Below are 24,959 nucleotides of genomic sequence, written 5' to 3' on the forward strand. Positions count from 1 at the left end.
TACGGACCTTCTCTCCCGAAATGGTGCGACGCCGCGGGGTGACGGTTCATGCCTACAACACGCCACAGGTGGCTGACTGTCGCACAAACATGAGTCTAACACACACCTAGACACTAGAACGTTGGAGTGGGGAACATGCCCGCCATGTCCGCAAAACGGCAAAACTGTAGCTGCTGCGCCACGGTAACAGTCCCGATTTGCCCCCCGCGGTGTTTCGCCACCAAAAAGTCGGCCTCCCCCGCCCGCGCGTGATCCGGGTTCTGCGAGTCCGGGCGGTGGATCAAAACAACAATGTCCGCGTCCTGCTCCAACGAGCCGGACTCTCTAAGGTCTGATAGTCGCGGGGTGGCATCGTCGCCGCGTTGCTCCACGCCACGGTTTAGCTGCGAGATGGCCACTACAGGCACGTCTAGCTCTTTAGCTAAAAGTTTCAGTTGTCTAGAAAAGCCCGATACTTCCTGTTGTCTAGATTCCACCCGCCGGCCGCTAGTGAGTAGTTGCAGGTAGTCAACGACTATTAGCCCCAGCCCGCCGGTTTTTTTGTCAAGGGTTCGTGCTTTCGCCCTGATTTCGTGCATAGTGAGGTTCGCCGCGTCGTCTATGTATAGCGGGGCGTGTTCTATGCGCTCCATTGTGGAAAACAGGTTGCCTGCGTCTTTATCGTCGAAACGGCCTGACCGTAGCGTTTTTAGCGCGATACTTCCTTCCGCACTTACGATACGTTGCGCGGTTTCCGCCGCACTCATTTCTAGACTGAACACCACAGCGGGTTTACCCCGGTCTATTGCGGTGTGTCTGACCATATCGACGGCGAGGGTGGATTTACCCACGCCGGGGCGGGCGGCGACGATAACCATTTGACCGCCGCGTAAACCCCCTACCAGCATTTGGTCTAGGTCTGCGTGTCCGGTTGGCGTGAGTGTGCCGGTGGCTTCCTGTTCCCCGTCGGGGATCACGTCGCACGTGTCGAACACGTCTTTTAGCGTCAAAACTGTTTTGCTGGTTGTCCGCCCCGCCCCCGCTACCGCCTGTTGCGCCTGGTCTAGCGCTTCGTCCGCGTCTGTGGTGGTGGCGACTACCTGCATGATTGTTTTAGCTGCTAGGTCTAACCTCCGTAGCGCCGCGAGGTTAGCTAGGCGTTTGGCGTAGTACTCAATGTTTGCACTTACGGGGGTGGACTGAATGAGGGTGTGAATGTACGGGGCACCGCCCGCCTGTTTTAGTACCCCCGTGTCGTCTAGCCGCCCGGCTAGGGTTACAGGGTCGATAGGGCGTCCGTGTTCCCACTCTTCAATGATTAGCGACATGATTGTTTCGTGCGCCGGCCGGAACATGTCGCGGGGCGTTAGGTGTTCCACGGCGGCGGGGATCGCCTGGGTGTCCATAATCATTGCGCCTAAAAGCGCCTGTTCGGCTGCGTTGTCTGTGCGTTCTGTTTCTACAGGGTTGGTCATTGGGGTAGTGGGGCTAGGTGGATTGTGACGTGTGCGCCGGGGCGTTCACCTTCGGCTGCGTAGCGTTTGGAGTCTGTTTGCGCGACTATGCGGGAGTCGTCGCCGATGATGTGGGCGTGTTTCAGACTGTCGCCGATGGATCGTTTGAGTTTGTCTAGGTCGCCACGGTAGGGGTAGGGGTTCGTGAGGCGCTTAGGGCGGGGCATGACGAACGTAACGTTGCAGATGATGGGGTCGGTGATGGGTTCCATACCGCGTGGCCGGGCTGCCTGCATGTGGGCGATACAGTTTTGGCGCCATTGTTGGTGGTATGGCGACGCTTCGATGTGGCGGCCGCCGCCGATGTGTTTTTTTGATCCCTGGGGGCGGGGGTGGCCGGGTATGAATACGGTGTACGCGGGTTTGGAGGTTGGGGTTGGGTTAGGCATGGTGGCGTTGTCTTTCGTTGTTATGCACACTAGATAGTATACCGGGTGTATGCCGCGGGCGGGTAATGCTATGCCCCGGTTGAACCAAACCCCCCGCCACCGCGCGCCTCACCCTTCACGGGCTGCAACCCCTCATACATGCCCGGCAACTCTAAAACAACTAGCTGCGCCACCTTATCGCCGGGTTCCACAACGAAACGACTAACCCCGTGGTTAATGAGGATCACTTTTACTTCGCCCTCATAACCTGCGTCAATAACACCGGGGGCGTTCAGCACCGTTACACCATGACGCGCGGCCAAACCAGACCGCGGGCACACTAACCCAACATGTTTAGCGGGCACTAGGTTTCGCGCCCCCGTGGGGACTAGCTCCCACCCGCCGGGCGGGATTATGACGCGCTGCGTGGACGTGAGGTCTAGCCCCGCGTCTCCCGCGTGGGCAATGTTCGGCATGGTCATTAAACAGTTTCCTTTCGTTCCCCACACCCGCTAGGCGTGCCTGTTGTTGTGGACGGTAGACACTGCTGTACGCCTATCTGCCTATCTAGTTGTTTCCATAGGCGTTTACGCTTGTCCTCTACCGCCCTGTAGGTTCGCTGTAAGTGCTGCGCTTGCTGTAGCGCGGTGTGGCGCTGTTCGTGTGCAGTCCGCAAATATTCCAGTTCCCACGGCTCCCACGGCCGCCCGTTACGGCGCGCGGTAGCTAGTGATGTGAGCTGGTCTGCGTATTTCCTGCGCCCGTCGCGGGCGTGGGTGCCGTTGCCTAGCTTGTTAGTAACGCGGCGGTGTTTGATCGCTACGCCGGCCGTGGTGCGCCCTGTGACGCGCTGCGTTATGGGTAGCGGCGCTAGGGTTAGTATTTCCAGCTCCGCGGGCTTGTAACGGCGACGGGTGCCGTTGTTATGACGGGGGGTGACTGTTGTGGTCATGGTTGGCTCCCGTAGTGGAATGCGAGTAGGGCGAGGGCGAGGGGCTTCAATTCATTTTGTCGAACGTCGACCATGCTAAGGCTCTGGTCTTCTACCCATATCGTCTTCTTGCCCGCGTAATACGCGACGCCAACGCGCAGGTTTTGCGCCCCCAACACGTGCCCGCCGTCGCCTACCCTGCGCGGCAGCGTGACTTCCACGGTTCGCGCCATTTTGTCGGCATAAGTGACCGCCAGGGCGTGTGTCAGAAACGCCGCACGAATATCCCCGCCCGCGTCGTAGACAATCCAGTCTACGTCTGTCTTTCTTGGCAGCTTCCCGCGCCTTACTGTCCAGCGCCTATGTTTGGTGGTCATTGCTCCCCTTTCCTGATTCTTTCCAGGCGTTCGGCTACTCGTGTGAAAAAGGTGACAAAGCGCCCTATTTGCTGTTCTTCATGTGGGGTTTGTGCGCGGGTGAGGCGGTCGCGGGCTATGTCGGCGCGCTGTCTGTAGCGGCTGGCCATTGCGTCGATTTCGGCGTGTAGGCGCACTACCTCTGCCTTGTCTGGGTTAGTCATTGCTTCTCCTGTTCTAGGTGGTTGGCGGCTGCGAGCATGTCTAACGCCAGCCAGCGGAGCATGTCCGGGCTTGTCACAACAAGCGTGGAGTAGTCGGGTTCCATGTTTTCCGGGCGCGGCGACTCCCCGTCATGCTCGTCATAGTTGATTTCGGCGATTCCGCCGTGGACGTTTATCCAGCCGTCGGGGGTTACCCATTCTTTTCCGCCGTCGTCGAACAGCGCTGGTTCCCGCAGGTCTGGCATGAGTAGTCCGGCTTCGGCTAGGGCTTTGGCGCAGCATTCTGTTTCGTCCGCCATTCCTGTTTCGGCGGCTACTCCCCAGTGTTTGTTGAGGATTTCGACGGCACGCTGGTAGTTGTTAGTCATTGCTTCTCCTGTTTGTAGTGGTGTGCGAGTAGCGCGAGGGCGAGGGGCTTCAGCTCGTCGGCGAGCATGTCGATCCCCCTTCCTTCTGTGCCCATATCCTCGGCGTACCTGATTTGGTAGTTGTTTGAGTTCACCTTAGTAAGCGTGATGTCATCGTAAGAGTGGGTAGCCAGTTGCTTGTAGGTGAATTGGCTGCCTATGCGCGGTAGTGTGACCTCTACAGTGCGTGCCATGTGGTCGGCGTAGGTTAGGGCTTCCTTCCATGCTTCACGCTTGGTGCGCTCTCTGCCCCACTGGAACCAGCTTCCGCCTGCGCGGTGCCAGTTGCCCGTATGTTCCGCGCGCTTTTTGTAGTCAAAGCCGGGAGGGTCTACTACCCACCTGCTCTTAGGGCATTTTGACCCGTTTCTGTGTGATTGGTGGATTCTCACAGTCCAGCGCCTATGTTCGGTGGTCATTGCCTACTTCTTTCCGGTTGTTGGGGGTTGGGCGGTAAACCCAGTACGGGTCGGGGGCGAAAGGCATATCCACGGGATAATGGAGGGTGCGTTCTACGGTGCGGAGCCAACGCCACCCGTGCTGTTCGGTGCGTACGGGGCGCCAGGCGAACCAGTGGTGCCACGGTCCGGTGCTGGTCATTTCTCGCGCCCACATTCACGGCTGGGCTGTTCCTGTTCTGCCTGGTCGTTCGCGTGTACCCGCCTGTAATAGTGATCCGGCGTTAGTAGTCCCGCCCTATCTAGTGCTCGGACTGCGTAAAGTGCCGCGGCGCGGTCGCTTGGCCGGTTGCTTATTTCGGCCTCTATGATCTTTCGCGCCTTATGGGATACGTCCATTTTTCCTCTTTCTCACTTTCGTGGCCTGCGGTTTCGTAGTTTGTTTTTCAAAGTGTGAATTGAAACTGTGAAACTGTTAGCGGTTTCGCACTTTGTTTTATGAGTTACCGGGACTGGGCGCCCCACCCTCTGCGAAGAACCCCGCGGGTGGTTCCGGCTAGTGCCATATCGTTGGTGGTGGCGCCACTCTGTACCCACATGTAGGGCAGGTGTACCCACGGATTCTCGCCGGGCTTAGCAACAACGCTGCCTTCTGGTAGCGCTCCGTATTCTTCTAGGGTGGTGACGGTTTCCGGCGAGTCCTGTGGGCGGGCTGGAATGAGTGGGGTGATGAGGGTGACGTCGTTGTCGCGCCATGTGCTCGTGCCACCTTTTCCGTCTTCGCCGGTTACCCATAGGCCTTCGTACCCCTTGACCGCTGGGGCGTTCGTCGCGCTTTCGTCTCCGTCGTCTGCGTTCACTAGCCACGCTTCGCCTACGGGCACGTCCTCCGGGCGGGTGGTTTGCTCTGGGAATATGAGACTGTCGAACTGCTCCGCCTTTTCGCTCGTGGTGCCGTCGGGGCTGACGAATGCGGTTTCGATCCAGCCTCCGCTTGGCGTGTCTGCGGTGATGAGCACCTGCTTGCCGTCACGGTTGGTCGCCCATCGGCCTAGTAGCCCGGTGGTGGGTTCCGCGTTGTTGAGCTGGTCTTGTAGTTGTTTGATCTGCTCCGCGAGGGCTTTAGCATGTTGTTCTAGTTTTGCTAGTTGTTGTTGGTTGCTGGTCATTTACTTTCCTCCGTTCAGAAAATCTAGGACGGTCTTTGCAAGATCGACATACAGCCCTGGGTTATCGGGCTTAACCCTGATAGCAGCGAGTGAATACCCGCCGTCTTTGTGACGCACCTGGATAACTTGCTGCTCTTGATACTCAAACGAAATGTTGAACACAACGCGGAACTTTCCGACGGGTATCTTTTCGCCAATCAACGGGTCTCCGTAGCGATCCTCCCCAGTTTGTATAGTGATCCGGCGCTTCCCTAACGCATCGCACAGCAGGTCATAGACATGTTGCACGTACCGTTCAAACTCTTTTCGTTTATCCTCTTCGGGCTGAAGCATTTCGAGAAGTTCTTTTTTCAACTTCGTGTCCGGCTTGCCGTCGAGGAATTGCTCAATTTCGTAGCGGGTGAGGGTGTTCTGGTCAGTCATAGCGTGTTCTCCTTCATGGTTTCGGCTTCTTCTACGGCTGCGAGGAGGGCGAGGGCAACGCGGCGGGCTTCGTCGTAGTGGAGTGCCGGGTCCTCCTCCCTTCCTGTGTCTAGGTAGATCAGTCCGCGCTCGTGGTAGTGCACCACGGCTCCGTCTTTTTCCGCATCGCGGTCAATCGCGATTGTTCTGTTAGTAGTCCAGAAACTGTATGCGTAGCCGGTGATTGTCGGGTCGGGTAGGTCTGGCATGAGTAGCCCGTTTTGGTGTAGCTGTTTCACTAGTTCCCGTGGGGTTTCGTCCACGTCTGCGATGTGGTCGGCAAGCCCAAGGGCGCGCTGGTAGTTGGTCATAGCGTGTTCTCCTTCATGGTTTCGGCTTCTTCTACGGCTGCGAGGAGGGCGAGGGCAACGCGGCGGGCTTCGGCGGGGGTGAGATCGCCGGGTTCGATTCGCTGCACCATGACGGTGCTGTCCGGTGCTGTCCACACGCTAGGGCCATATGGCCCGCCCGGTAGCCACCCTTTGCCGTCTGGCACGAAAATGCCGGGGTCGTTCGGTTCGGGTAGGTCCGGTGCGAGTAGGTCAAATTTGTTTAACAGTACGGCGGTCAGTCCGGAGTTGTACCCGCGTTTGTTTGCGAACTCAATTAGCTTCGCGGCGCGGATTTGCTTACTTGTCACTGCCATCGCTTCCTTTTCCTGCTGTTCCGTGTCGTCCTGATCTGTCGCCCGCCCGCGTCTCCCCCACTGGTAGGGCTCCCCCGCTAAGCGGTCGCTCTCCGTATTTGTGGTGATGAGCCCAGCGGCGTATAGCCGGTTCACAAGTTCATAAGGCAGTTCGCCTGCCTTGTCGGCGCATTCCGCGATCTCCATAGCCCGCCGATAGGCCGTCTTACGTATCGTCATTCCGTTACCTCTCCTGTTTCTGTTAGGTCTATAGGCGCTAGTGCGAGTAGGCGTGTAAGCGCCTCCGCTGCTTGTTGGGGGCATACGCCGTTACCTATTGCTTTGAGCTGTTGCGCGCGTGATAGTCCGATGCCCGGGCTTGTTACCCACCCCTCCGGTAGCCCCATGAGCCATTCCGAAAACGGGGCGGCTAGCTGCGGTTTCCCTTTAGTGTTGGGCTGCGTTGGGGCGGGTGCCGGGCGTGTGCGCTCCTCCCATCTGCGCACGGCCGGCGTGTATTTGCCATAGGCGTTATCAGTTGCGCCCATGATGGTGGCCGCGTCTGTGAGGCAAACTTGGTGGCCGCCCGCCTTACGCTCGTCGGGGTGCTGTGCTCCCCTTCCGTCGCCGTCGCGGGCGTTGGGGGTGGGTAGGTGTTCTACCGCTTCGATAATGTCCTCCCGTAGGTTGCCCATGTTTTGCCGGCGGGTGCTGTCCATGTCGCCGCGGTGTAGCTGTCGTTCGCGGGCTTCTCCCTCCCGCGCGGGGAGACTGTCTAGCGTATTCGGGGTGGGCAATAGCGTGGCGATGGTTTGCAGGTGTTGCGCTTTTTCTATCGGCCGGCCTGTAGTTTTCGGGCGCCCAAACACCCCGGCAGTGGCCTTAGGGGTTGGGAAGTATTTACTCACCTGGGTTAGGCTGGGGCTGTTTCTGTTGTGCTGGCTTTCGGTGTCGTTCACATTGTCTCCCGCGCATGGGGTGGGCAGATGTACCAGCCCCGCCGCATTGTTCGCACCTGTGGGGCGCCCCTGCGCTCGTCGTTGCGTAGCCGTGGGCTGCTCTCCCCCGCCCGGGTTTGTTTCCGGGGTTGGGAACACGGGGCCATGCTGTGAGAAATACGCGCGCCCGGTGGTGTGGTGCTCCCACGTCTGACGCTCGTAGAGTTGTCCATTCCGCGTCGTACCCAATTTCGGTAAGGTCTCCGAGTACACGGCCGAGTGCCCGAAGATTGGGGTCTGTGGGTTCTCCCATAGGTCGCGGGGGGGGGTTCCATGTCGCTAACGCTGGTCGCTGTTGCACTTAAAGCTCCTTGTACGTTTTCCCACACAACTAGTCGGGGTTTGATTACTGCTATGGCATCGCGCATGTGTTCCCACAGGTTTGAGCGCGTGCCGGGGGTCATGCCGGCGCGTTTGCCTGCCGAGGATAGGTCTTGGCATGGGCTTCCGCCGGTGATTATGTCCACGGGTTCGATTTGATCCCATTTGATTTTGGTGACGTCGCCGTAGTTGGGGACGTGTGGGTAGTGGTGTTTGAGGATTTTTGATGGGGCTTCGTCGTATTCCACGAACCAGGCGGGTTGTGCTCCGGTTACGTGTTCTACGGCTAGGTCTAGGCCGCCGTCAATAGCCCGAAAACAGGGAACCGATGGTCAAGTTTTCAGACATATGCATCACCTCCTAGGGGACGTTCGACGCCCCGTTTCTTTCCTGCGCCCGGCGTCAAACTTGCGGTGGCAAGAAACGCACATTTGCGCATAGTCGTTTACGTCTGCGTAATTGCCGGTTTGGTTCGCCCACTCATATCTGCCGGGGTCTGATTTATCGCATTGGCTACACACGGACGGTCGGCCACGCTGCGAGTAAACCCGCAAGTGCATTGCCGCGTAGCCGGCCGAGTCTCCTTTCCATGAGTCGTTTTTCTCGCGGAACTGGTCTCGCTTCACGGCCGGGCGGCTCTTTATGCCGTTCTTCTCCATGAGTAGCTGTACCTTTACGCCGGGGGTTACCGCCTGGATTTCGGCAATGGTGGCGCCCGATTCATACAGTGCGCGGACTCTCGAAACGGTTTCTTTGGGGTACTTGCGGGGCTTGGCCCCACGGGTCGGGCCGTGTTCAACCTCTCGCAACCTTGCGCGGCATAAGGGGGAACAGGTGCGCGCTAGCTTGGATCGTGTAGACCAGGGGGCGCCACAGTAAGCGCATATCTTTTGCATTGGTTTGTAGGGCATTATCACGCACTCCTTCGTGGTGAACGGCCGCCGTAGCCTGTGAAGAGTGAGCCGATTTTTAGTGTCATGGCCTGTGGTTTTAGTTGATCCGGGTCACTTCGATGTCGGGGGTTTCTTCGGCGGCGTAGTCGCTTAGCTCGTCGCGGGCGAAACTCTCGGCTTCGTCTGCGCTGTGGGCTTCCACGTAGACGGTGTAGGTGATAGTTACCTCATAGTCTTTCCAGTCGTTGTAGGCGTCGATTTGTTGCATGAGTGGTTCGCGCATGGTTAGTCCTTTCGGGTTGCCCGTTGTGCCGCTGCGAGGAGGGCGAGGGCTACGGTTGTTGCTTCCTGTGGGGTGAAGGTGTGTGTTCCGCCGGGGGTTGTGTCTAGGTAGATTTTGCCGTCGGTGGCTTCCACCCCACCGGGGTATGTTTCTTGGGTTGTGAAGTGGACGGTGTGGTTCGTTTCCCACACTGTGAGGTTGTTCATTGTGAGGTTGGGGGCGGGTAGGTCGATGTTGGGGATTGGCGGGGGCATGAGGGGCGTGTCCTTTCGTGGGGCTGGGGGTTTCTTTCCCCGTTTACGCCGTTGCGGTGGTGTGACCTCCGGCATGTTTAAAAGTGTGGGGTCTAGGTGGAACCGGGTGACCAGTTGGTCTAGGGTCGCGTCTTTAATGCTTTTCGTGGGGGGCTGTGGGCGGCTGAACGCGAGTAGCGTTTTTGCTGGAACCCCGGCTAGTTCGGCGGCTAGTTCTGTGCCGTGGCGGGAGATTTGGTGTGTGATTGCGGTATGTAGGTTCGGGGGTATTTGCAGGTAGGCCATTGTTTTTAGGGGGTTATCGGACGTTGGGGGTGTGCGCTTCGATGTGGTCACAGGCGGTTCTTATTTGTTTGAGTTGTGCGCGTATTTCGCGACGGATTTGTTCGCCGGGGCTAGCGTGTTTCGCGGTGTTTATGCGGTGCAGTTGCCGGCGTATTTCGGTATTGGTGGCGTGTAGCTGCACTAGGTGGTGTAGCAACGCGGTGGCATAGGGCGCGGGCATTGTGTTGTGGGTAAGCATGTAGTCGTGCGCGACGGTGATTAGTTTTGTGGTGTCCATGTCGCGTAGTTGGTCTTTGAGGGGTTTCAACGGGTTATGGTTGGTCTTTCTAGGTCAGCAGGATTACGCAGATAAGGACAACGCCCATTCCCACGGCAAAGCCGAGGGAGAACCAGAACGGCGGCGGCGGGGTCGAATCGTCATGGTCGTAGGGATCAATGAGGGGCATTAGACCAGCAGCTTTCCGAGGTGCCAGGCGATTAGCAGGATCGTGCCCATGACGGTCATGGCGGCGAGTGATACAGCGAACATGTCGGCCAGGCAGACCCGCTGGCTGTTGTCCAGTTCGTAGGGGGTCGCGTCGTTGGTGTAACCGTCTTCGGCGTCTAGCCACTCTTCAACGCTGTTATAGTCGCGTTCTGCCTGGTCAAGAACGTTTTTCTCGAACGCTTTGTAAGCGGGGTGGGCGGTGGGGATCACCCGGTAGCGCTTGACCACGGGGGCGGGGTTGTTGTCGGTGTTGTTGTTCATTGTGTCCTCCGTTTGGGGGTGAGTCTATTGGTTGTCGCTACCGACGGTAGACAGTCGGCTATGAGGCATGGGGTGGCGTGTTTTTGGGGCGGTGTCTCCGGCCGTGTACTTGGGCACCTGTAGGTCGTCTGGGGCGTAGTAGCGGGCGGCTGCCATGCGGTCGAACCAGTGGTTAGTGGTGTTCATTTTCCGCACCCCTCACGGTTTCGGCTTCTTCCACAGCTGCGAGTAGCGCGAGGCCTACGCGGCGGGCTTCGTCGTAACCGAGTGCCAGATCCTCCCCCTCATGCATGTCTATGTAAATTGTTCCCCGGCTGCGGTTGTGCAGTACGGCTCCGTCATTGTCGATGTCACCCTCAATTTCGATGGAGTGGCCGGTGAACCAAGTGCTGTAGGTGCGGCGGCTCGTGGTGGGCGCGGGTAGGTCGTAGGTTTTGCGGGTGGTCATGGTTTTGTCCTTTCGAGGAGAGAGGGGGCGGGCGGTGGTCTGCCGTCTGTCTGTTGCATGTCTTTGTGCTTACACAACTAGTATGCCCCACCTGGGTTACTTACGGGTAATCAACGCGAGAGAACACCCCCGGCGACCCTTTGACCTGCGCATACACTGGATACAGTGCTACCCCCGGTGCAGTATCGTGCCCCCACACCCACACGCGACAGACAGGCAAAAAGCGAGACCCCCAACAACGTCATGCCCCGCCAACACGGGCAGCAGCTTCGGTGGTCACGCGCCCGCGCGAGCCAAAACGTCGCAACGGTGCGTCGCTATCGTTCGTTTTCTTTTGTGTTGTGTTTTGGGGGTTTTGCGGGGTTTTGTTTGTGTTTGTGGGGGTTGGGTTGGGTTGGGGGGTTTTGGGGCGCGTGTGGGCGTTTGGGCGTGTTTTTGGGGGTGTTGTGTGTTGTGCGTTGGTGTGGGGTTGCGGGGGCTGGTGGTTGCATTTGGTGACTCCGTGGCCGGTTGGGCTGGGTTTCCACCCGTTGTCGTCGCAGGTGGTGCAGGCTTTTATGGCTTTGATGGTGGTGGTGTGCTCTGCGTGTGGGTTGTTTTGGAACCATATGCGTGTTTGTGCGCATTTGCGACATGGGGGTGTGTGTTCGTCGGCAAGGTGTGCGTGTTGTCGGCATTTGGGGTTGTCGCGTGTTGTCCAGTCGAGGGGGGTTCCGGTGGGTTGGTCGTTGTCTTCGTCGTCGTTGGTTTCGGGTTGTTTTTGGGTTGTGTTTTTTCGGGTCGCGCGCCCGCGCGTCAGTGAGTAGTTACTACTACCTTTACCCCGAGGGGTATGGGTATTGGGTAGGGGTATAGGTATGGGGCATGGGTCAATGGAAGGGTTCCGTTCACCCTTAACGGAAGGGTCATCGGAAGGGTCATCGGAAGGGTCATCGGAAGGGTCATCGGAAGGGTCAATGGAAGGGTCATCGAAAGGGTTAATTGCCCTGTTTTCGAGTAGTCGCAACGCCTCTTCAGACCCCCAACCTTTCAACTCCGGTTGTGCGTTTTTGAGCCGTATAAGTTCATGCACGATCACGCCCCTAATTGTTTTCGAGGCCACCCCGGCGTAGTCGCGCGCCATTGCGGTAGCGAGGTTGGGTTGTTTCATCACTCCGTCGTTTTTCACGAAAGACCGGATTAGGTATTCTTCCGTGTCTACGTCGATCACCACGAACCCGGCTTCTGTGAGTTCAACGGCGGCGGCTATCACGTCGTTTGTCGTTTGTCCGGCCGCGAGCGCGGCGATACGGTTGGGCCGCCAGTCGCCTACACCGGCGTAGGTGAGGGTGGAATGGGAAAGCAGGGTTAGGTATAGATGTTGGGCGTGGACGGTTAGGTCTGTCCATTCGTCGTCTGTCCAGATTGTGAGCAAGATTTGGGCGTACGAGCGGTTGTTTGCCACGGGTGTGTCCTTTTTAGGGTTAGCTGTGCTGTAGAGCGCGGAGGTAGTTGTCTACGTCGGATCGGCGCCAGTACACGCCGCGGGTGCCGGGGATTGTGAGGGCTTTTCCGCATACGAGGGGGTGGGTTCCTTGGGCGCGCCAGTTGTAGATGGTTCGGACGCTTTTTTTGAGGATTGGGGCGAGCTCGGCGGGGGTTAGTAGTTCTTCGTGTGGGGTGGCCATGCGGGTTTCCTCCCGTGTGTCTAGGTGTTGTATGTCTAGGGAGATACTATACACGTCAATGTGCGCAGTAGGTTACTTTGGGTTACTGTTAGTTACCGCTGGGTGCAAACGTGCCCCGCTACCACAAAACAACACCCGGAGGCAACCCCCATGACAGAACAGCAAGACAGCCAAGCAATAATCACCGGCGTATGGTTCACCGCATTCAAAAAAGCCGGAATGGTAGACCCCCGAACCGGCGAACCAAGTTTGCAAGCACTTTCACGCGAAACGGGGGTACACCCTAGCTCCCTGTCTCGTATCGTGACCGGGCGAACCAAAGCCCCCCGCCTGGCCACCGTCCAAGCCATCGCCAAGGCATTAAACACGGACGTGATAACCGTCGCCGGGTGGATTGGCATGACATGGGCAAGCGCCCCCGAAGTATGGGAACCGCCGGAAGAAGCCGCCCTTATGAATACACGGCAACGCGAAATTGTGGAAGAACTTATCCGGCAACTAGTCAAACCGGCGCAATGACGCGCGCCCCGCTGGAAGTGGGCACCTACGGCAACATCGCTACCTGGCAACGCCCAAACGGTTCCTGGATAGCCCACGCCCGCTACCGCGATACCGACCACAAAACGCGGAAAGTGGAGGCATGGGGCAAAACGAAAACGGAAGCGAAACGCCGCCTACGGGTCAAACTGAACAAGCGCCCGTCCCCTAACGCCTTGACAACCACCGCAGCTGTTCTGCAAGCATGGAGTGAAACGCTACCCGCCCGGTCTACAGCCCGCGCGCAGTCAATACACAACTACCAGCGTGCCGCCGCTAACCACATCACGCCCCGTATCGGCCACTACCCTATGCACGCCCTCACGCCGGGGCTTATCGAAACAACGCTAAACGCTGTTTTCGACGAAGCGCCGGGGGTGTACGGCAACGCATATACCGCTATGCAGGATTTTTGCCGCTACGCGCTACGCCATGACTACCTCACCCGCGACCTCATGGCGGGCATGACGAGACGTAAAGCGGAGCCTAAAGGCGCGCGAGCGCTGACGGTCGAGGAATTAGCCGATCTTAGGGCGCAAGTGCGCACATGGCAGGAAGGTGCCCGGCGACGGCAGCCACTTTTGGACGTAACGGATTTTCTACTGTCCACGGGCGCGCGGATTGGTGAAGCGTTAGCGCTACAGTGGCCTGATATTGACCTAGAGGCCGCTACAGCGGCGATACACGCCACGCAGGTACACGTGACGGGAAAAGGCATCTCATACCAACCCGTGACTAAAGGCAATAAGTCGCTTATCGTCCCGCTAACCCCCACGGCGGTCACTATGCTGAACCGGCGCCGCGAAACAGCGACGAGCGAGTGGGTTTTCGATTCCGCAAAAGGAACAATGATTAGCCGGTCAAACATTGATCGTGCATGGCGTTCCGCCCGCGGGGAAAAGTTCGCGTGGGTTTCTTTCAAAACGTTTAGGCAGTCCGTGGCGACCGCAGCGGCGCGGGCGAACGGAGAAGATACCGCGGCCGCGCTGTTAGGCCATTCGTCTAGTGTTGTGACGCGCGCGCATTACATCGAGCGCCGGCCGGAGTTGGTGCCGGACATTACGGCGGTTTTGGAGGCGTTGACGGTTGCGAAGCCGGGTGTTTAATGCGCCGGGTTTCCGCCGGGTTGTGGCTGGCTACCCCCGTTGTGTTCGCAGGTGGGGGGTATTTTCCGGCAAAGAGAGTTTTAACCCGTCCAGTGTGAGTTCGAGTCTCACCTGGGGCACCATTTCACCCCCGCCTGCGACCAGTGTAAATACTGGTCAAGCGGGGTTTTGCTTTAGTTAAAAGTCGGAGCATTTTCCGCTCGACGCGTGGCAGGGCTCAGATCCGGCTTTCTTGGATGCAGACTGAATGGGGGTAGTCGGCGCCAGTGCGCGACCATAGGGAGGCGCAGCGACACTCCCCCTTTTTTTCGCATTCCGCTGGTTGGCGTTCCTCGAAGATTTCCAGCACAGATTGATAGATGCTTCCAACAAACAAATGGAGGCAAACTCACTAGATCGAGCTAGCCGCAAGACATAGAAACTAAGGTGATTTTAAGATTCACGTCATGATATTCTTATCCGCATGGATCTGAACCCCCTTTCGCAGATTAAGTCGGCTCAAACGCAGCCGTCGATTTCTGCTTTAGATGTCCAACGAGTCCGTCGTCAACGCCGGCTTGCAAAGACGGAAGAAGAGTACAGCGCCGTACGCGCTCAGATGCGGGACCTAGCTGGCGAGCTTCGCTCTACCCCAGTGCGAGATACCAAGCTGATGAGAATCGCAGGCATCATGATCATTGTTATAGGAGTCATTGCTGGCGCACTACTCTTCTACGGCGTTTACCTACTATAACCAGATTTTCCTAAAAGTGGAGGCACTCTAGTGGCGAGCAATTCTTCCGAAACGAATACCAAAGGCTCTTCCAGATATCAGGGCTTAATGATCGTAATCGTATTGTTGATATTCCTCTGTGCAATAAACTTTTTTAAGCCTACCGTTATAGTTTTGGCTTCCATTGTGACCCTAGGGTCGATCACAGTCGGAGCCTTCCGTATTCTTCATTCTTATTCGGCCGGAGACGCCAAGTCTCAAGTGATTTCAGGCGAAATTGAGCTGATGAGCAATGATGCTTCGTTTGACATCTCTGAAGAACTCATTATTTGGGATAAGCTGAAATACACCAAGGGTATCGACACGAGAATGGAAGGTCAGGATAGCGACATTGAAGACATTCATCGCAGACTTGTAATTGCCCGCGATGAACTAGCTCAAGCGACTACGCCAGTCCACCGCATTGAAGCAGTTCTCGCTGCAGATTCAGTTCTCGCAATTGCACGGGAACTTCGTAAACCAGCGCAATTCTGATTTGTTTCTATCGTCCCGCCCCATGCTATTCGGTTGGAGAACCACGCGAGCGGGGGCACTACCTTTTGAAAGACCCGGAAATTTGAACCTTCGGAAATCGCTTGTAGCTACCCTCGCAATTCCTCTACTCAGCCTAGCCGCCTGCTCCAGCAACGAAGCCGCCCCCAGTTCAAGCAGCTCTTCCCCCACGGGCAGTTCATCGTCTGAGAATACCGAAGAAACTACGACTATCCCGGCGAAGGAATCTACTCCAGCATCGGCTCCGCCAGTCGCAGCCAGTACGCCCACACCTCAACCAACCGCGGTAGAACCCTACGTCATTGAGTGCCTACCCGGCACCCCTGGGCCTTCCCGCATGTCGGACGGCACGGTCCGGAACACAGAGTATTGCGGCAACCAACCCGGAGCCGCCGAAATTCTTGAAGCGGAACGCAACGCAGGGCTCGCCCCTTCCGAAATCCCCTATGCAAACGGTGGAACCTGCCCTGCTTACAAATGTGGATACGGAACCGCACCCGACGGAACCCCAAACCGGAGCAGCGGCGAAATCCAGTTCGAGTACGGCTGCCGTGAGGGCTACATCGATCCTCAACAGTGCGCGGCAGCCGGATACTAGTAACCCACTGCGCTCTGCTAGGTCAGATCCTCACGAAACTCGTTGAAATGTAGGCGTCAATAAGAAAAGGGCAGCACCCCCGACATGCCGCGACCATCACCAAACCCGTCGAGCTCGAAGGTTGTCCGTTAATATAAATCGCGAAGAAAGCACGCAGCCCTTTCTTAAGGGCCGCTAAGACAGTTTCGTGACGCGAGGAGAACCATGACGGACGAGAACTTCGGCTCCAACGACCCGGCCTACAACGGCAACAACGGTGCACCGCAGCAGCCGCAGAGCCAGGATTGGAACCAGAACCCCTACGGCCAGCAGAACCCGGCACCGCAGCAGGAGAACCCGGCACCGCAGCAGGAGAACCAGAACGCCTATGGTGCTCCGCAGCAGGGTGCACAGAACGGCTACGGTCAGAACAACTTCCAGAACCAGCAGGGCTTCAACGGCCAGAACCAGCAGAACGGCCAGGGCGCGCAGTTCGACATCAAGCAGTACCTGGACTTCTCCAACAAGTCCGTAATCTGGCTGCTCTGCGCCGCAGGTGCCGCTCTGATCAGCTTCATCGGTAGCTTCATGCCGTGGGGCAAGGTCACGGTACCCTTCTACGGCACCATCACGGTTTCCGGCACCGACGGTGACGGCATTCTCACCATGTTCCTGTCCTTGATCGTCATCGGCGGAATTGCAGCCTACCTGTTCGTAGAGCAGCTCACCCAGAAGTGGTGGCGCGCCATCCCGGTAATCGCCATCGGTGCCATCCTGCTGCTGATCTCCATCATCGACTGGGCCAGCATCGGCTCTAAAGCCGGTGATTTCGACGAGGACGTTGTAAACGTAAGCGTCGGCGCAGGTCTGATCCTGATCCTGCTGGCTTCCATCGCCATCATTGCCTTCGGAGTGCTCGCACTGCTGAACGACCGGAAGAACAACCCAACTGTTCCGCAGCAGGCTTTCGCACAACAGGGTTACGGCCAGCAGAATGCCGGTCAGCAGGGTTACGGTCAGCAGCCGCAGAACAACTTCGGCCAGCAGCCGCAGAACAACTTCGACCAGAACAACTTCGGCCAGCAGCCGGAGCAGGGTTGGCAGAACAACGGTCCCCAGAACCCGCAAAACCCGCAAAACCCGCAGTAATCTAAGCGGCTAATACAGCGAGCCCGATTGCCCCTATTCTTTGAAGTTAAAGAGTAGGGGCATTCACTATTTACGCGGGGGTGACTGTTAGGAACATAAGTAAAAAATGAACTATAGTTCATAGCATGTCCACTCCGATCCCTCCAGGGGGCTCTCGCCCTCACCGCAAAACCGGCCCGAAGCCTACCTTCGACCGCGAAGACGTGGTCAACCAGGCCCTGGCCGTCGGCCTGGATAATTTCACCATGTCCGAAGTAGCCAAAGGTCTGGGAGTGGCGACGTCCGCGCTGTACCGTATTTACAGTCGCGACACCCTACTCACTGCCTGCGTCGAACACATCGCGGCTGCCACTCCGCTGTTCCTCGGAGGTGACTGGAAAGATCTGCTCCGCGACTACGCCCACCACCTGTCGCGGATGTGCGCGACCTACCCGGGACTGGCTCATGCGCTGCTTGCCCACCCAAATAATCTTTTCGCCTTCCAGACGAATGTGACGAATCTTGTGGAGAAGCTTGGCGACGCCGGCTTCAGCCGCGCACAGTCCATCTTCGCCATCGACGTCATATCGAATTTCGTGTTTAGCTCCGGGCCTTTCAGGCACTCGTTCGAGCTCTTCGCAATGACTGATTCTCTACCGGCCGACCGGGAAGACGACGAGGAGATCGCAGAGCGGATCTTGGACCAGAAAATCGACTTCGTGCTCCGGTCATTAGAAACTGATCGCCCTTCCTACTAATTCCCCCCCCGGGGCTACCCGCCCTACCCACTAATGGGAACCGATTCCGCTAGGCATCCGACTATTGAACCATGTCTCGCAGAATCATTCGCAGAATCCACACCCTCGCTGGGCTCTTCATCGCACCTCTTATCCTCGTGGCCGCATTCTCCGGCTTCTTCTATGCACTAGCGCCAACTATCGAAACCTGGGTCTATGACGCACAACTGACCGCCACCTCCAGCAGCCCGGCGCAGCCCGTGGCCAAGCAGATCAACGCAGCTAAACGCATCCACCCAGACCTCGACGTGGCGAAGGTACAAGTGCCCGACGAGGCGGGCAAGACCACCCGAGTGCTTTTTTCTGACCCGTCTTTACCTTCGGCCAGTTACACTCGTGCCGTTTTCGTAGACCCGGGCGACCTGCACGTCACCGGTGAACTGACACAGTACGGCGGCTCCGCAGCTCTCCCCTTCCGCACCTGGCTGTCCGAAGGCCACCGCAACTTGTGGCTGGGCGAGCCGGGGCGTATCTACTCGGAGACCGCCGCCACTTGGCTGGGGCCGATGGCCATCACTGGCGTGACTATGTGGTGGTTTATGCGAAAGCAAAAAAGCCAGCGCAAGCCCCAGAAGAAGTCTCGCCGGCAGGCCATGCGGCGCCACACTCTTGTCGGTCTCGTCGCAGCACCCGGACTGGTCTTCCTGTGCGTCTCCGGCCTAACGTGGTCCCACTTCGCCGGTGACAACATCGCAGCCGTCCGCGAGGAACTGAACTGGATGGCGCCAGAGCCGAACACCAGCATCTCCGGCGCGCAGACAACGCAGGCCGCCGGAGAGAAACATGCAGGGCACAGTGGGCACGTTGGGCACAGTGGGCACGGTGGGCACGGTAACTCGAGCAGCGGCACGGTAACCACCGAAAACGCAGACACTGCGTTCCAGACCGGCCGCCGCGAAGGCCTCACTGGCACGCTTGAACTGGTACCGCCGAGTGAAGCAGGTCAGGCGTGGACCGTTAGTGAACCACGCCAAGCGTACAAGCTGCACAACGATGCGATCACCGTCGACGGGGAAACTGGCGCGGTCATCGACCGCCTTCCGTTTAGCTCCTGGCCCATCGCAGCACAGCTGACGAGCTGGATCATCCAGCTACACATGGGAACGCTGTTCGGCCTGATCAGCCAAGTTGCTCTGGCGCTGCTAGCGCTGGGAATCGGCACGATTGTGGTCTACGGCTACATCATGTGGTGGCGCCGGCGCGGCGGCAAGAACGGAGGCGCCCGCGTAAACCTCAGCGCACTGACCTGGAAGCACTGGGTGGCCTTGGCTGTCGTGCTGGGTGGCTATTCCCTGCTGGCACCGCTGTTTGCGGCCAGCGGCGCGATAATTTTCGCCATTGCCTGTGCACTGGACTTCTGGAAAGGCACAAAACCTGCCCCGCTACTCGACGAGACGGACGACGGGAAGAATAAGAAGGAGGAACTCGTCGCTCTCGAAAGTCATTAAAGAATATTCACATACTCCGATATAATCCACTGTATGAAACATAGCCACCCGCGCTCTCTGGCTCGTACAGTGGCCAAGGGCACCCTTGCGATCCTCCTTTCGGTATCGCTGGCGGCGTGTGTGACCAACGAGGAACTCGGCAACCCGGAAGGCTGGGAGCCAATTCTCCCGGCGACAAACCCCGAGCTCGCCGCCCTCGTGCCCAAGGACATTCAGGCCAAAGGGGCAATCACCGTCGGCACCAACCCACCCTATGCGCCCAACGAGTTCAAAGATTCCGACGGCAACATCATCGGCTTCGAGATGGACCTCATTCGCGCTGCAGGCTCCATGATGGGTCTAGACGTTGAGGTGCAACAAATGGACTTCAACCTGATCCTGCCCGCCATCAGCGCAGGATCAGTAGACGTTGGAGCCAGCGCCTTCACCGATACCGAAGACCGCCAAGCGAACTACGACTTTGTCGACTTCTACAGCGCCGGAATCTCCTGGGCCACACAGCCTGGCAACGAAGACACCCTCGACCCTGACAACGCCTGCGGCCTAAAGGTCGCCGTGCAAAAAGGCACTTACTCCGACACTGACGAGGTGCAGGGCCGCTCCGAAGAGTGCGAGGCCCAGGGAAATCCCCCGATTGAAAAGCTCGTCTATGAGAAGGCCGACGCAGCTGCCACCGCTACCATCCTGAAAAAAGCCGATGCGTATAGCTCCGACTCGCCAGTGATCGACTTCGCCGTCGCGCGATCGGAAGGCAAGCTGGTGCGGGTCGGCGAACCGTTTGATACTGCCCCGTTCGGTATGGGCGTCAAAAAGAAAAACCCGTTAGGAAAAGCCCTGGCCGCGACGATGCAGACCATGATGAATGACGGCACCTACGAGGCCATCCTCAAGCAATGGGAACTCGAAGACGGCGCGCTAGACGCCGTGACGTTCAACCTCAAGCCCTACCAACTGCCCCGCACGCTCAAATCGAAAGAAGGCACCAAGTGAGCACCCCGAACGCTTCCACCGCCTCTACCGCCACACAGCGTGGGCGCCCGACCGACAACAAGGCGATCCCGCTACGGCACCCCGGCCGCTGGATTGCGGCAGTGATCCTCCTGGTGCTCGTGGTGTGGTTCATCATCTCCGCAGCCCAAAACGAGGCATACCACTGGGATACCTACTTCCAGTACCTGCTGGATACGCGCATCGTTAAGGCAGCCATGCACACCATCGCGCTGACTATTCTGGCGATGATTATCGGTGTGGTCATCGGCGCGATCGTGGCAGTACTGCGCATGTCACCAAACCCGGTGCTGCAAGGCATTGCCTGGCTGTTCCTGTGGATCTTCCGCGGTACGCCGGTATACGTGCAGCTCGTGTTCTGGGGCCTGCTGAGCTCCCTGTACCAATCCATCAATGTAGGTATCGCCGAGATCGACCTAGAGACAGTACTGCAAAACGCCTTCGTGCTGGCCGTGTTGGGCCTGGGTCTGAACGAGGCCGCATACATGGCAGAAATCGTCCGCGCTGGCATCCAAGCAGTGCCGGAGGGGCAATCCGAGGCCTCGAAGGCGCTGGGCATGACCTGGAGCCAGAACATGCGCCGCACCGTGATGCCGCAGGCCATGCGCATCATCATCCCGCCGACGGGCAACGAATTTATCTCGCTGCTGAAAACAACCTCGCTGGTCATCGCAGTGCCCTACACCGCCGAGCTGTACGGCCGTGCCACCGACATCTCGAACTCACTGTTCCAACCCGTGCCCCTGCTGCTGGTTGCCGCCACGTGGTACCTGGTGATCACTAGCTTGCTGATGATCGCGCAGTTCTACGTGGAGCGTTACTTCTCTCGCGGGTCGTCGCGCCAGCTCACGCAGCGCCAACTCGCTGCTCTTGCGGACGCCGAAGGCGTGCCCCCGCGCAATGTCACCGTCGGGCCGAACGAAAAGAAAGACTAGGAACCACCATGTCTGACAACAACACACCGATGATCGCCATCAAGAACGTGTGGAAGCGCTACGGACGGCTGGACGTTTTGAAAGGCATCGACCTGGAAGTCCCCCGCGGCGGCGTGACCTGCCTGATCGGCCCCTCCGGCTCCGGAAAATCCACCCTGCTGCGCTGCGTGAACCACCTGGAGAAGGTAACCTCCGGCCGGATCGAAGTAGACGGCGAGCTCATCGGCTACCGCGAGAAAAACGGCAACCTCTATGAACTCACGCCGAAGCAGGCCGCCGGGCAACGCGTGGACATCGGAATGGTGTTCCAACACTTCAACCTTTTCACCCACCGAACTGTGCTGGAAAACATCATTGAAGCTCCCGTGCAGGTACGCCGCGAGGACAAGGACGCGGCTATCGAGCACGCCCACAAACTGCTGGAGCAAGTGGGGCTGGCGCACAAGGCCGACGCCTACCCAGTGCAGCTCTCCGGCGGCCAGCAGCAGCGCGTGGCAATCGCCCGTGCGCTGGCAATGCGCCCGAAGCTGATGCTCTTCGACGAGCCGACGAGTGCCCTAGACCCCGAGTTGGTGGGCGAAGTGCTAGGCGTGATGCGTCGGCTGGCCGATGACGGCATGACGATGCTGGTAGTGACCCACGAGATGGGGTTCGCCCGCGAAGTCGCCGACGAGGTGGCGTTTATGGACGGCGGCGTGATCGTGGAGCACGGGCCGTCCGCGGAAGTCATTGGAAACCCGCAGCACGAACGAACCCAAGAGTTCCTATCGAGCCTGCTCTAGGGGGTAAACGAGGGGGCGTCGATAAGAAGGGAGAGGGGGTGTCCGAGGCCGTGTGTAAGGTAAGCGGTGCTCGGACACAAAGGGGGCAAGAATGGATGCCGACGAGATGCGGCGAATGTGTAACAGGGTCGACGCGGCATATGCGTACAGCGTGATCGACGACCCGACCGTGGCGCGGATACAAGCACTACGGAAGGCGGGGACGGCAGATGCGATAGTGTTCGCGCATGCGGCACAGATACTCGCAGTGATGAACATGCTAGGGCTGGCTGCACTGAAAGCCGGAGTGATCGGCGTGCGGCACCTCGAGCAAGTGTGGCGCGTACGAAACGCCTATGCAGCACAGCTGACGGAGCCCGACGAGGCGGGTCAGGCGATCATGGACACGGAACAGTTCAACCGCTACCTGGAAAAACACGCGGTGGACTGCATCAGCGCACGCGAGGAAGGTCCAACAGCGAAGGAACTGGGCGAATACCTGTGCGAAGTGATTGCGCGGGACTTTCCCACACCATTTGCCGAAGGTGAGAAGGTGGCGGCGGAGGAACGCTCCGCGACGCGGAGTTCGGTGGCAACGCTGGGCGGAGCAGCGGAGTTTTCGCGCTGGACACTAAACATGCCGAAGGATCAATCGCAGCGGATGTGGGAGGCGGTGACCAAAAAGGCGAAAGTGCTGGCCGGGGAGCTAGACTGCGACCTCGCACAGGCACGGATGGATGTGATTGCAGGACTGATCGGCGGCGAGGAGACCAATACCGTGGTGCACGTGCACGTGTTCCGGTGGGAGCATGGGCCCGGGTTCATCCCCGGTGTTGGCGCAATCAGCACTGAGCAGGCCGATTTCTACGAGAGCTTTGCCACACGGGTAGATCGCGTGACGGTGCCGCCGGCCGTGGAACAGTACACCCCAAGCAGGGAGATGAAAGAGTTCCTGGTTGGAAGGGATGGAACGTGCCGATTCCCCGGGTGCGAACACCCGGCGCCGATGTGCGACAAGGATCATATTGTTCCGTACAACCACACGGAGCCTACGGAAGGCGGGCCGACTGATGTGCGAAATATGCAGTGTTTATGCCGGGCCCACCACAATCTGAAAACCAATGGCCAGTGGAGGGCGAGTACGCAGGACGGCGGCTGGACAATCAGTTGGGTGAACCACCACGGGGAAGAATTCACCACACACGCGAGGGGTGTTATACCGAAACCACAGTGACGTGCCACGGCACGCGGGGCGAACCGGGATCGTCGTGGACCTGACGCAAGATCGGCTCGGCGGGTTCCTTCTCGCGGGTTGTTAGGAGCTCCGCGAAATGCATAGCTAGACCGGAGACGGAGCCCATGTCGTAGCGAGCGACGTCGACAGTTAGCTCGGCACCCACGGCGGGGTCGCTGCCCTCGTCGGGACTCGCGCCGAAAAGCTCCACCCACGTCGTGACCAGTTCGGGGTCTGCAGGAAGCCCGGACTGGAGATTCAGCGTGCCCTCAAACGCTGCGCCGAGGGCAGAGATCATGGAACGGAAATCCTGCTCGATGGCGGCAAGCTGCTCCTGGTTGGCCAGCAGCCGAAAAATAATCTTTGGCATTCCCCTAGTCTGGCAGCACACAACGCATAACACCAAGCACGGTGTGGGGCTAGCGGTGCGATCGGCTGAACTACAAACCGACTAGAATGTGTGCCGTGATTGGTTCCCATGCTTCGCACCCCGCGCCCGTACCTCCTCTGACCACCCTGCCGGACGGAACGATCAAACAGGTCAATCCGTTTTCCGGCACTGAAGTGTGGACCGTACCCGGCCGCGGTAACCGCCCCATCGCCGAACACCGCCCAGAGGTGCGCACCGTCGCCGACCGCGACTCCGCCACCGCATTCGGCCTGAACCGCAAGTTAGACACCCCACCGGAAAAGGCGCGCCTGGTGCTGGATGAGGACGGGCAAGCGCACATCCTGCGCGGGCTACCCGTTAGCAAGCTGGAGGAAACCGAACCGCTGTTCCGCCGCGTGGCCAACCTCTTCGAGATCCTGACTTACGACTACTGGCTTATGAACTACGGCTACCGGATGAACCCTGCCGCCGCTAAGCACATGACCGACTACCTGGCCGAGGAGGCTGGCCAGGAACACGTCGAGCAGATCCTGCGCGCCAAGTGGTCCGCAGGAGGAACGACCCAGGAAGAACTCGACGAGCTGTTCTCCCCCGATAACCGACTGCAGACCCTCTACGACAAGAGCGCCGGGCTCTTCGCCGGTGGGCACGACGTGATCATCGCGCGTGACCACTACGTTCCTGGCGCAGAGACCACCGATCAGCTGGCTTCCAGTGGAACACTCGGCTGGGAAAACCACCGGCACTTCATCGCCTTCACCGTCGACGGTATGGATCGCCTCTACCGCGCTAACCGCTACGTGCGCTACGTCGCTGCCTTCCAGAACTGGCTGGCACCGGCCGGCGCCAGCTTCGAACACCTCCACAAGCAGCTCGTCGCCATCGACGAGCACGGACTGCAAAACGAGCTCGAGATCGCCCAGGTACGTGCCAACCCGAACATGTACAACGAATGGGCCGTTGACTACGCCGCCCGCCACAACCTGGTCTTTGCAGAGAACGACCATGCCATCGCCTTCGCGGGCTTCGGGCACCGTTGGCCGACGCTCGAGGTGTTCTCCAAATCCGCCACGACCGAGCCGTGGCTTATGTCCGACGCCGAACGCGATGCCGTCTCGGACCTAGTTCACGCCTGCCACGTCGCCGCCGGGCCTCACGTCTCCTGCAACGAGGAGTGGCTGCACCGTCCCCTCGACGTGGACGTGCCTATGCCCTGGCGAATAGTGATCAAGTGGCGTGTATCCACCATGGCAGGGTTCGAGGGTGGCACGAAGATTTACATCAACACCATTTCCCCGACGGATCTGAAACAGCGAGTGCTAGATGCCCTGTACACCGCCCAGGAAGAAGGCCAGTTGGCCCCGGGCATCCGGCTGGGCGAAGACTGCGCCACCCGCCCGAACATGCTGAAGTACAACCCAGCTATCCGCTAGGAAAGGACAG

33 protein-coding genes and 1 pseudogene are annotated in these 24,959 nt (G+C 58.8%); 12 read left to right on the forward strand and 22 right to left on the reverse strand.

The window, feature by feature from the left end:
* Positions 1 to 113: 113 nt before the first annotated feature.
* From dnaB to ACKFRT_RS04475, 21 genes and pseudogenes are all read right to left on the reverse strand, one after another.
* Complete coding sequence (gene dnaB, locus ACKFRT_RS04375) at positions 114 to 1,454, reverse strand: replicative DNA helicase (protein ID WP_408925882.1); 1,341 nt, start codon at positions 1,452 to 1,454, stop codon at positions 114 to 116.
* Positions 1,451 to 1,882 (reverse strand): RusA family crossover junction endodeoxyribonuclease, encoded by a 432-nt coding sequence (locus tag ACKFRT_RS04380; protein WP_408925883.1) that lies wholly within the window; start codon positions 1,880 to 1,882, stop codon positions 1,451 to 1,453. The genes dnaB and ACKFRT_RS04380 overlap by 4 nt, the downstream gene beginning before the upstream one ends.
* A 68-nt stretch (positions 1,883 to 1,950) precedes the next feature.
* Positions 1,951 to 2,343: a dUTP diphosphatase gene (dut, locus tag ACKFRT_RS04385; RefSeq protein ID WP_408925884.1), complete on the reverse strand. Its 393-nt coding sequence runs from the start codon at positions 2,341 to 2,343 to the stop codon at positions 1,951 to 1,953.
* Positions 2,344 to 2,809: 466 nt separating this feature from the next.
* Positions 2,810 to 3,169 carry a hypothetical protein gene (locus ACKFRT_RS04390; RefSeq protein ID WP_408925885.1) on the reverse strand — a complete coding sequence of 120 codons (360 nt, stop codon included), beginning with the start codon at positions 3,167 to 3,169 and terminating at the stop codon, positions 2,810 to 2,812.
* The gene (locus ACKFRT_RS04395) at positions 3,166 to 3,372 is read right to left on the reverse strand and encodes a hypothetical protein (protein ID WP_408925886.1); all 207 of its coding nucleotides are present in this window, start codon (positions 3,370 to 3,372) and stop codon (positions 3,166 to 3,168) included. Before ACKFRT_RS04395 ends, ACKFRT_RS04390 begins: the two co-directional genes overlap by 4 nt.
* Positions 3,369 to 3,740, reverse strand: a complete 372-nt coding sequence (locus ACKFRT_RS04400) for a hypothetical protein (protein WP_408925887.1) — start codon at positions 3,738 to 3,740, stop codon at positions 3,369 to 3,371. The genes ACKFRT_RS04395 and ACKFRT_RS04400 overlap by 4 nt, the downstream gene beginning before the upstream one ends.
* Positions 3,737 to 3,973 (reverse strand): hypothetical protein, encoded by a 237-nt coding sequence (locus tag ACKFRT_RS04405; RefSeq protein ID WP_408925888.1) that lies wholly within the window; start codon positions 3,971 to 3,973, stop codon positions 3,737 to 3,739. The genes ACKFRT_RS04400 and ACKFRT_RS04405 overlap by 4 nt, the downstream gene beginning before the upstream one ends.
* A gap of 208 nt (positions 3,974 to 4,181) precedes the next feature.
* A complete protein-coding gene (locus ACKFRT_RS04410) occupies positions 4,182 to 4,379 on the reverse strand; it encodes a hypothetical protein (protein WP_408925889.1) in 198 nt (65 codons plus the stop codon).
* A 301-nt stretch (positions 4,380 to 4,680) separates the two neighbouring features.
* Positions 4,681 to 5,346, reverse strand: coding sequence for a hypothetical protein (locus ACKFRT_RS04415; RefSeq protein ID WP_408925890.1), 666 nt, complete (start codon positions 5,344 to 5,346; stop codon positions 4,681 to 4,683).
* Positions 5,347 to 5,769, reverse strand: coding sequence for a hypothetical protein (locus ACKFRT_RS04420; protein ID WP_408925891.1), 423 nt, complete (start codon positions 5,767 to 5,769; stop codon positions 5,347 to 5,349).
* On the reverse strand, positions 5,766 to 6,119 hold the full coding sequence (locus tag ACKFRT_RS04425) for a hypothetical protein (RefSeq protein ID WP_408925892.1): 354 nt from the start codon (positions 6,117 to 6,119) through the stop codon (positions 5,766 to 5,768). The genes ACKFRT_RS04420 and ACKFRT_RS04425 overlap by 4 nt, the downstream gene beginning before the upstream one ends.
* The gene (locus ACKFRT_RS04430) at positions 6,116 to 6,673 is read right to left on the reverse strand and encodes a hypothetical protein (RefSeq protein WP_408925893.1); all 558 of its coding nucleotides are present in this window, start codon (positions 6,671 to 6,673) and stop codon (positions 6,116 to 6,118) included. Before ACKFRT_RS04430 ends, ACKFRT_RS04425 begins: the two co-directional genes overlap by 4 nt.
* Before the next feature lie 660 nt (positions 6,674 to 7,333).
* The gene (locus tag ACKFRT_RS04435; RefSeq protein WP_408925894.1) at positions 7,334 to 7,684 is read right to left on the reverse strand and encodes a DNA cytosine methyltransferase; all 351 of its coding nucleotides are present in this window, start codon (positions 7,682 to 7,684) and stop codon (positions 7,334 to 7,336) included.
* Between the two features lie 55 nt (positions 7,685 to 7,739).
* A pseudogene (locus ACKFRT_RS04440) lies at positions 7,740 to 8,060 on the reverse strand (DNA cytosine methyltransferase); the annotation flags it as partial.
* A gap of 682 nt (positions 8,061 to 8,742) precedes the next feature.
* Complete coding sequence (locus ACKFRT_RS04445) at positions 8,743 to 8,928, reverse strand: hypothetical protein (protein WP_408925895.1); 186 nt, start codon at positions 8,926 to 8,928, stop codon at positions 8,743 to 8,745.
* Between the two features lie 2 nt (positions 8,929 to 8,930).
* A complete protein-coding gene (locus ACKFRT_RS04450) occupies positions 8,931 to 9,182 on the reverse strand; it encodes a hypothetical protein (RefSeq protein ID WP_408925896.1) in 252 nt (83 codons plus the stop codon).
* A 730-nt stretch (positions 9,183 to 9,912) separates the two neighbouring features.
* On the reverse strand, positions 9,913 to 10,215 hold the full coding sequence (locus tag ACKFRT_RS04455) for a hypothetical protein (protein WP_408925897.1): 303 nt from the start codon (positions 10,213 to 10,215) through the stop codon (positions 9,913 to 9,915).
* Positions 10,216 to 10,239: 24 nt separating this feature from the next.
* Positions 10,240 to 10,401, reverse strand: a complete 162-nt coding sequence (locus ACKFRT_RS04460; RefSeq protein ID WP_408925898.1) for a hypothetical protein — start codon at positions 10,399 to 10,401, stop codon at positions 10,240 to 10,242.
* Positions 10,388 to 10,663, reverse strand: coding sequence for a hypothetical protein (locus tag ACKFRT_RS04465; RefSeq protein WP_408925899.1), 276 nt, complete (start codon positions 10,661 to 10,663; stop codon positions 10,388 to 10,390). Before ACKFRT_RS04465 ends, ACKFRT_RS04460 begins: the two co-directional genes overlap by 14 nt.
* A 241-nt stretch (positions 10,664 to 10,904) precedes the next feature.
* Positions 10,905 to 12,107, reverse strand: a complete 1,203-nt coding sequence (locus tag ACKFRT_RS04470; protein WP_408925900.1) for a hypothetical protein — start codon at positions 12,105 to 12,107, stop codon at positions 10,905 to 10,907.
* Positions 12,108 to 12,126: 19 nt separating this feature from the next.
* Complete coding sequence (locus ACKFRT_RS04475) at positions 12,127 to 12,330, reverse strand: helix-turn-helix transcriptional regulator (RefSeq protein WP_408925901.1); 204 nt, start codon at positions 12,328 to 12,330, stop codon at positions 12,127 to 12,129.
* A gap of 150 nt (positions 12,331 to 12,480) precedes the next feature.
* Here ACKFRT_RS04475 and ACKFRT_RS04480 point away from each other — a divergent pair, with 150 nt between their 5' ends.
* The 11 genes from ACKFRT_RS04480 to ACKFRT_RS04530 all read left to right on the forward strand — a co-directional run bounded on the left by ACKFRT_RS04480 (position 12,481) and on the right by ACKFRT_RS04530 (position 23,125).
* Entirely contained in the window at positions 12,481 to 12,849 is a 369-nt protein-coding gene (locus ACKFRT_RS04480; RefSeq protein ID WP_408925902.1) for a helix-turn-helix domain-containing protein, read from the forward strand.
* The gene (locus ACKFRT_RS04485; protein ID WP_408925903.1) at positions 12,846 to 13,973 is read left to right on the forward strand and encodes a tyrosine-type recombinase/integrase; all 1,128 of its coding nucleotides are present in this window, start codon (positions 12,846 to 12,848) and stop codon (positions 13,971 to 13,973) included. Before ACKFRT_RS04480 ends, ACKFRT_RS04485 begins: the two co-directional genes overlap by 4 nt.
* Before the next feature lie 463 nt (positions 13,974 to 14,436).
* Complete coding sequence (locus ACKFRT_RS04490; RefSeq protein WP_408925904.1) at positions 14,437 to 14,706, forward strand: hypothetical protein; 270 nt, start codon at positions 14,437 to 14,439, stop codon at positions 14,704 to 14,706.
* Positions 14,707 to 14,859: 153 nt separating this feature from the next.
* The gene (locus tag ACKFRT_RS04495; protein ID WP_408925905.1) at positions 14,860 to 15,219 is read left to right on the forward strand and encodes a hypothetical protein; all 360 of its coding nucleotides are present in this window, start codon (positions 14,860 to 14,862) and stop codon (positions 15,217 to 15,219) included.
* 820 nt (positions 15,220 to 16,039) lie between these two features.
* Positions 16,040 to 16,963, forward strand: a complete 924-nt coding sequence (locus ACKFRT_RS04500; protein ID WP_408925906.1) for an ECF transporter S component — start codon at positions 16,040 to 16,042, stop codon at positions 16,961 to 16,963.
* A 125-nt stretch (positions 16,964 to 17,088) separates the two neighbouring features.
* Positions 17,089 to 17,700, forward strand: coding sequence for a TetR/AcrR family transcriptional regulator (locus tag ACKFRT_RS04505; RefSeq protein WP_408925907.1), 612 nt, complete (start codon positions 17,089 to 17,091; stop codon positions 17,698 to 17,700).
* A gap of 71 nt (positions 17,701 to 17,771) precedes the next feature.
* Entirely contained in the window at positions 17,772 to 19,187 is a 1,416-nt protein-coding gene (locus tag ACKFRT_RS04510) for a PepSY-associated TM helix domain-containing protein (RefSeq protein ID WP_408925908.1), read from the forward strand.
* Between the two features lie 33 nt (positions 19,188 to 19,220).
* Complete coding sequence (locus ACKFRT_RS04515) at positions 19,221 to 20,177, forward strand: ABC transporter substrate-binding protein (RefSeq protein ID WP_408925909.1); 957 nt, start codon at positions 19,221 to 19,223, stop codon at positions 20,175 to 20,177.
* Positions 20,174 to 21,130 (forward strand): amino acid ABC transporter permease, encoded by a 957-nt coding sequence (locus tag ACKFRT_RS04520; protein ID WP_408925910.1) that lies wholly within the window; start codon positions 20,174 to 20,176, stop codon positions 21,128 to 21,130. Before ACKFRT_RS04515 ends, ACKFRT_RS04520 begins: the two co-directional genes overlap by 4 nt.
* Before the next feature lie 8 nt (positions 21,131 to 21,138).
* Positions 21,139 to 21,912: an amino acid ABC transporter ATP-binding protein gene (locus tag ACKFRT_RS04525; RefSeq protein ID WP_408925911.1), complete on the forward strand. Its 774-nt coding sequence runs from the start codon at positions 21,139 to 21,141 to the stop codon at positions 21,910 to 21,912.
* A 91-nt stretch (positions 21,913 to 22,003) separates the two neighbouring features.
* Positions 22,004 to 23,125, forward strand: coding sequence for an HNH endonuclease signature motif containing protein (locus ACKFRT_RS04530; protein WP_408925912.1), 1,122 nt, complete (start codon positions 22,004 to 22,006; stop codon positions 23,123 to 23,125).
* On the opposite strand, the gene ACKFRT_RS04535 is transcribed toward ACKFRT_RS04530, so the two are convergent.
* A complete protein-coding gene (locus ACKFRT_RS04535; RefSeq protein WP_408925913.1) occupies positions 23,106 to 23,495 on the reverse strand; it encodes a hypothetical protein in 390 nt (129 codons plus the stop codon). The genes ACKFRT_RS04530 and ACKFRT_RS04535 overlap by 20 nt on opposite strands.
* 86 nt (positions 23,496 to 23,581) lie before the next feature.
* On the opposite strand from ACKFRT_RS04535, the gene ACKFRT_RS04540 reads away from it, so the two are divergent.
* Entirely contained in the window at positions 23,582 to 24,949 is a 1,368-nt protein-coding gene (locus ACKFRT_RS04540) for a DUF4921 family protein (protein ID WP_408925914.1), read from the forward strand.
* Positions 24,950 to 24,959: the final 10 nt, after the last annotated feature.

Origin of the sequence: Corynebacterium jamesii (genome assembly GCF_046097395.1) — a bacterium.
GTDB lineage: Bacteria > Actinomycetota > Actinomycetes > Mycobacteriales > Mycobacteriaceae > Corynebacterium.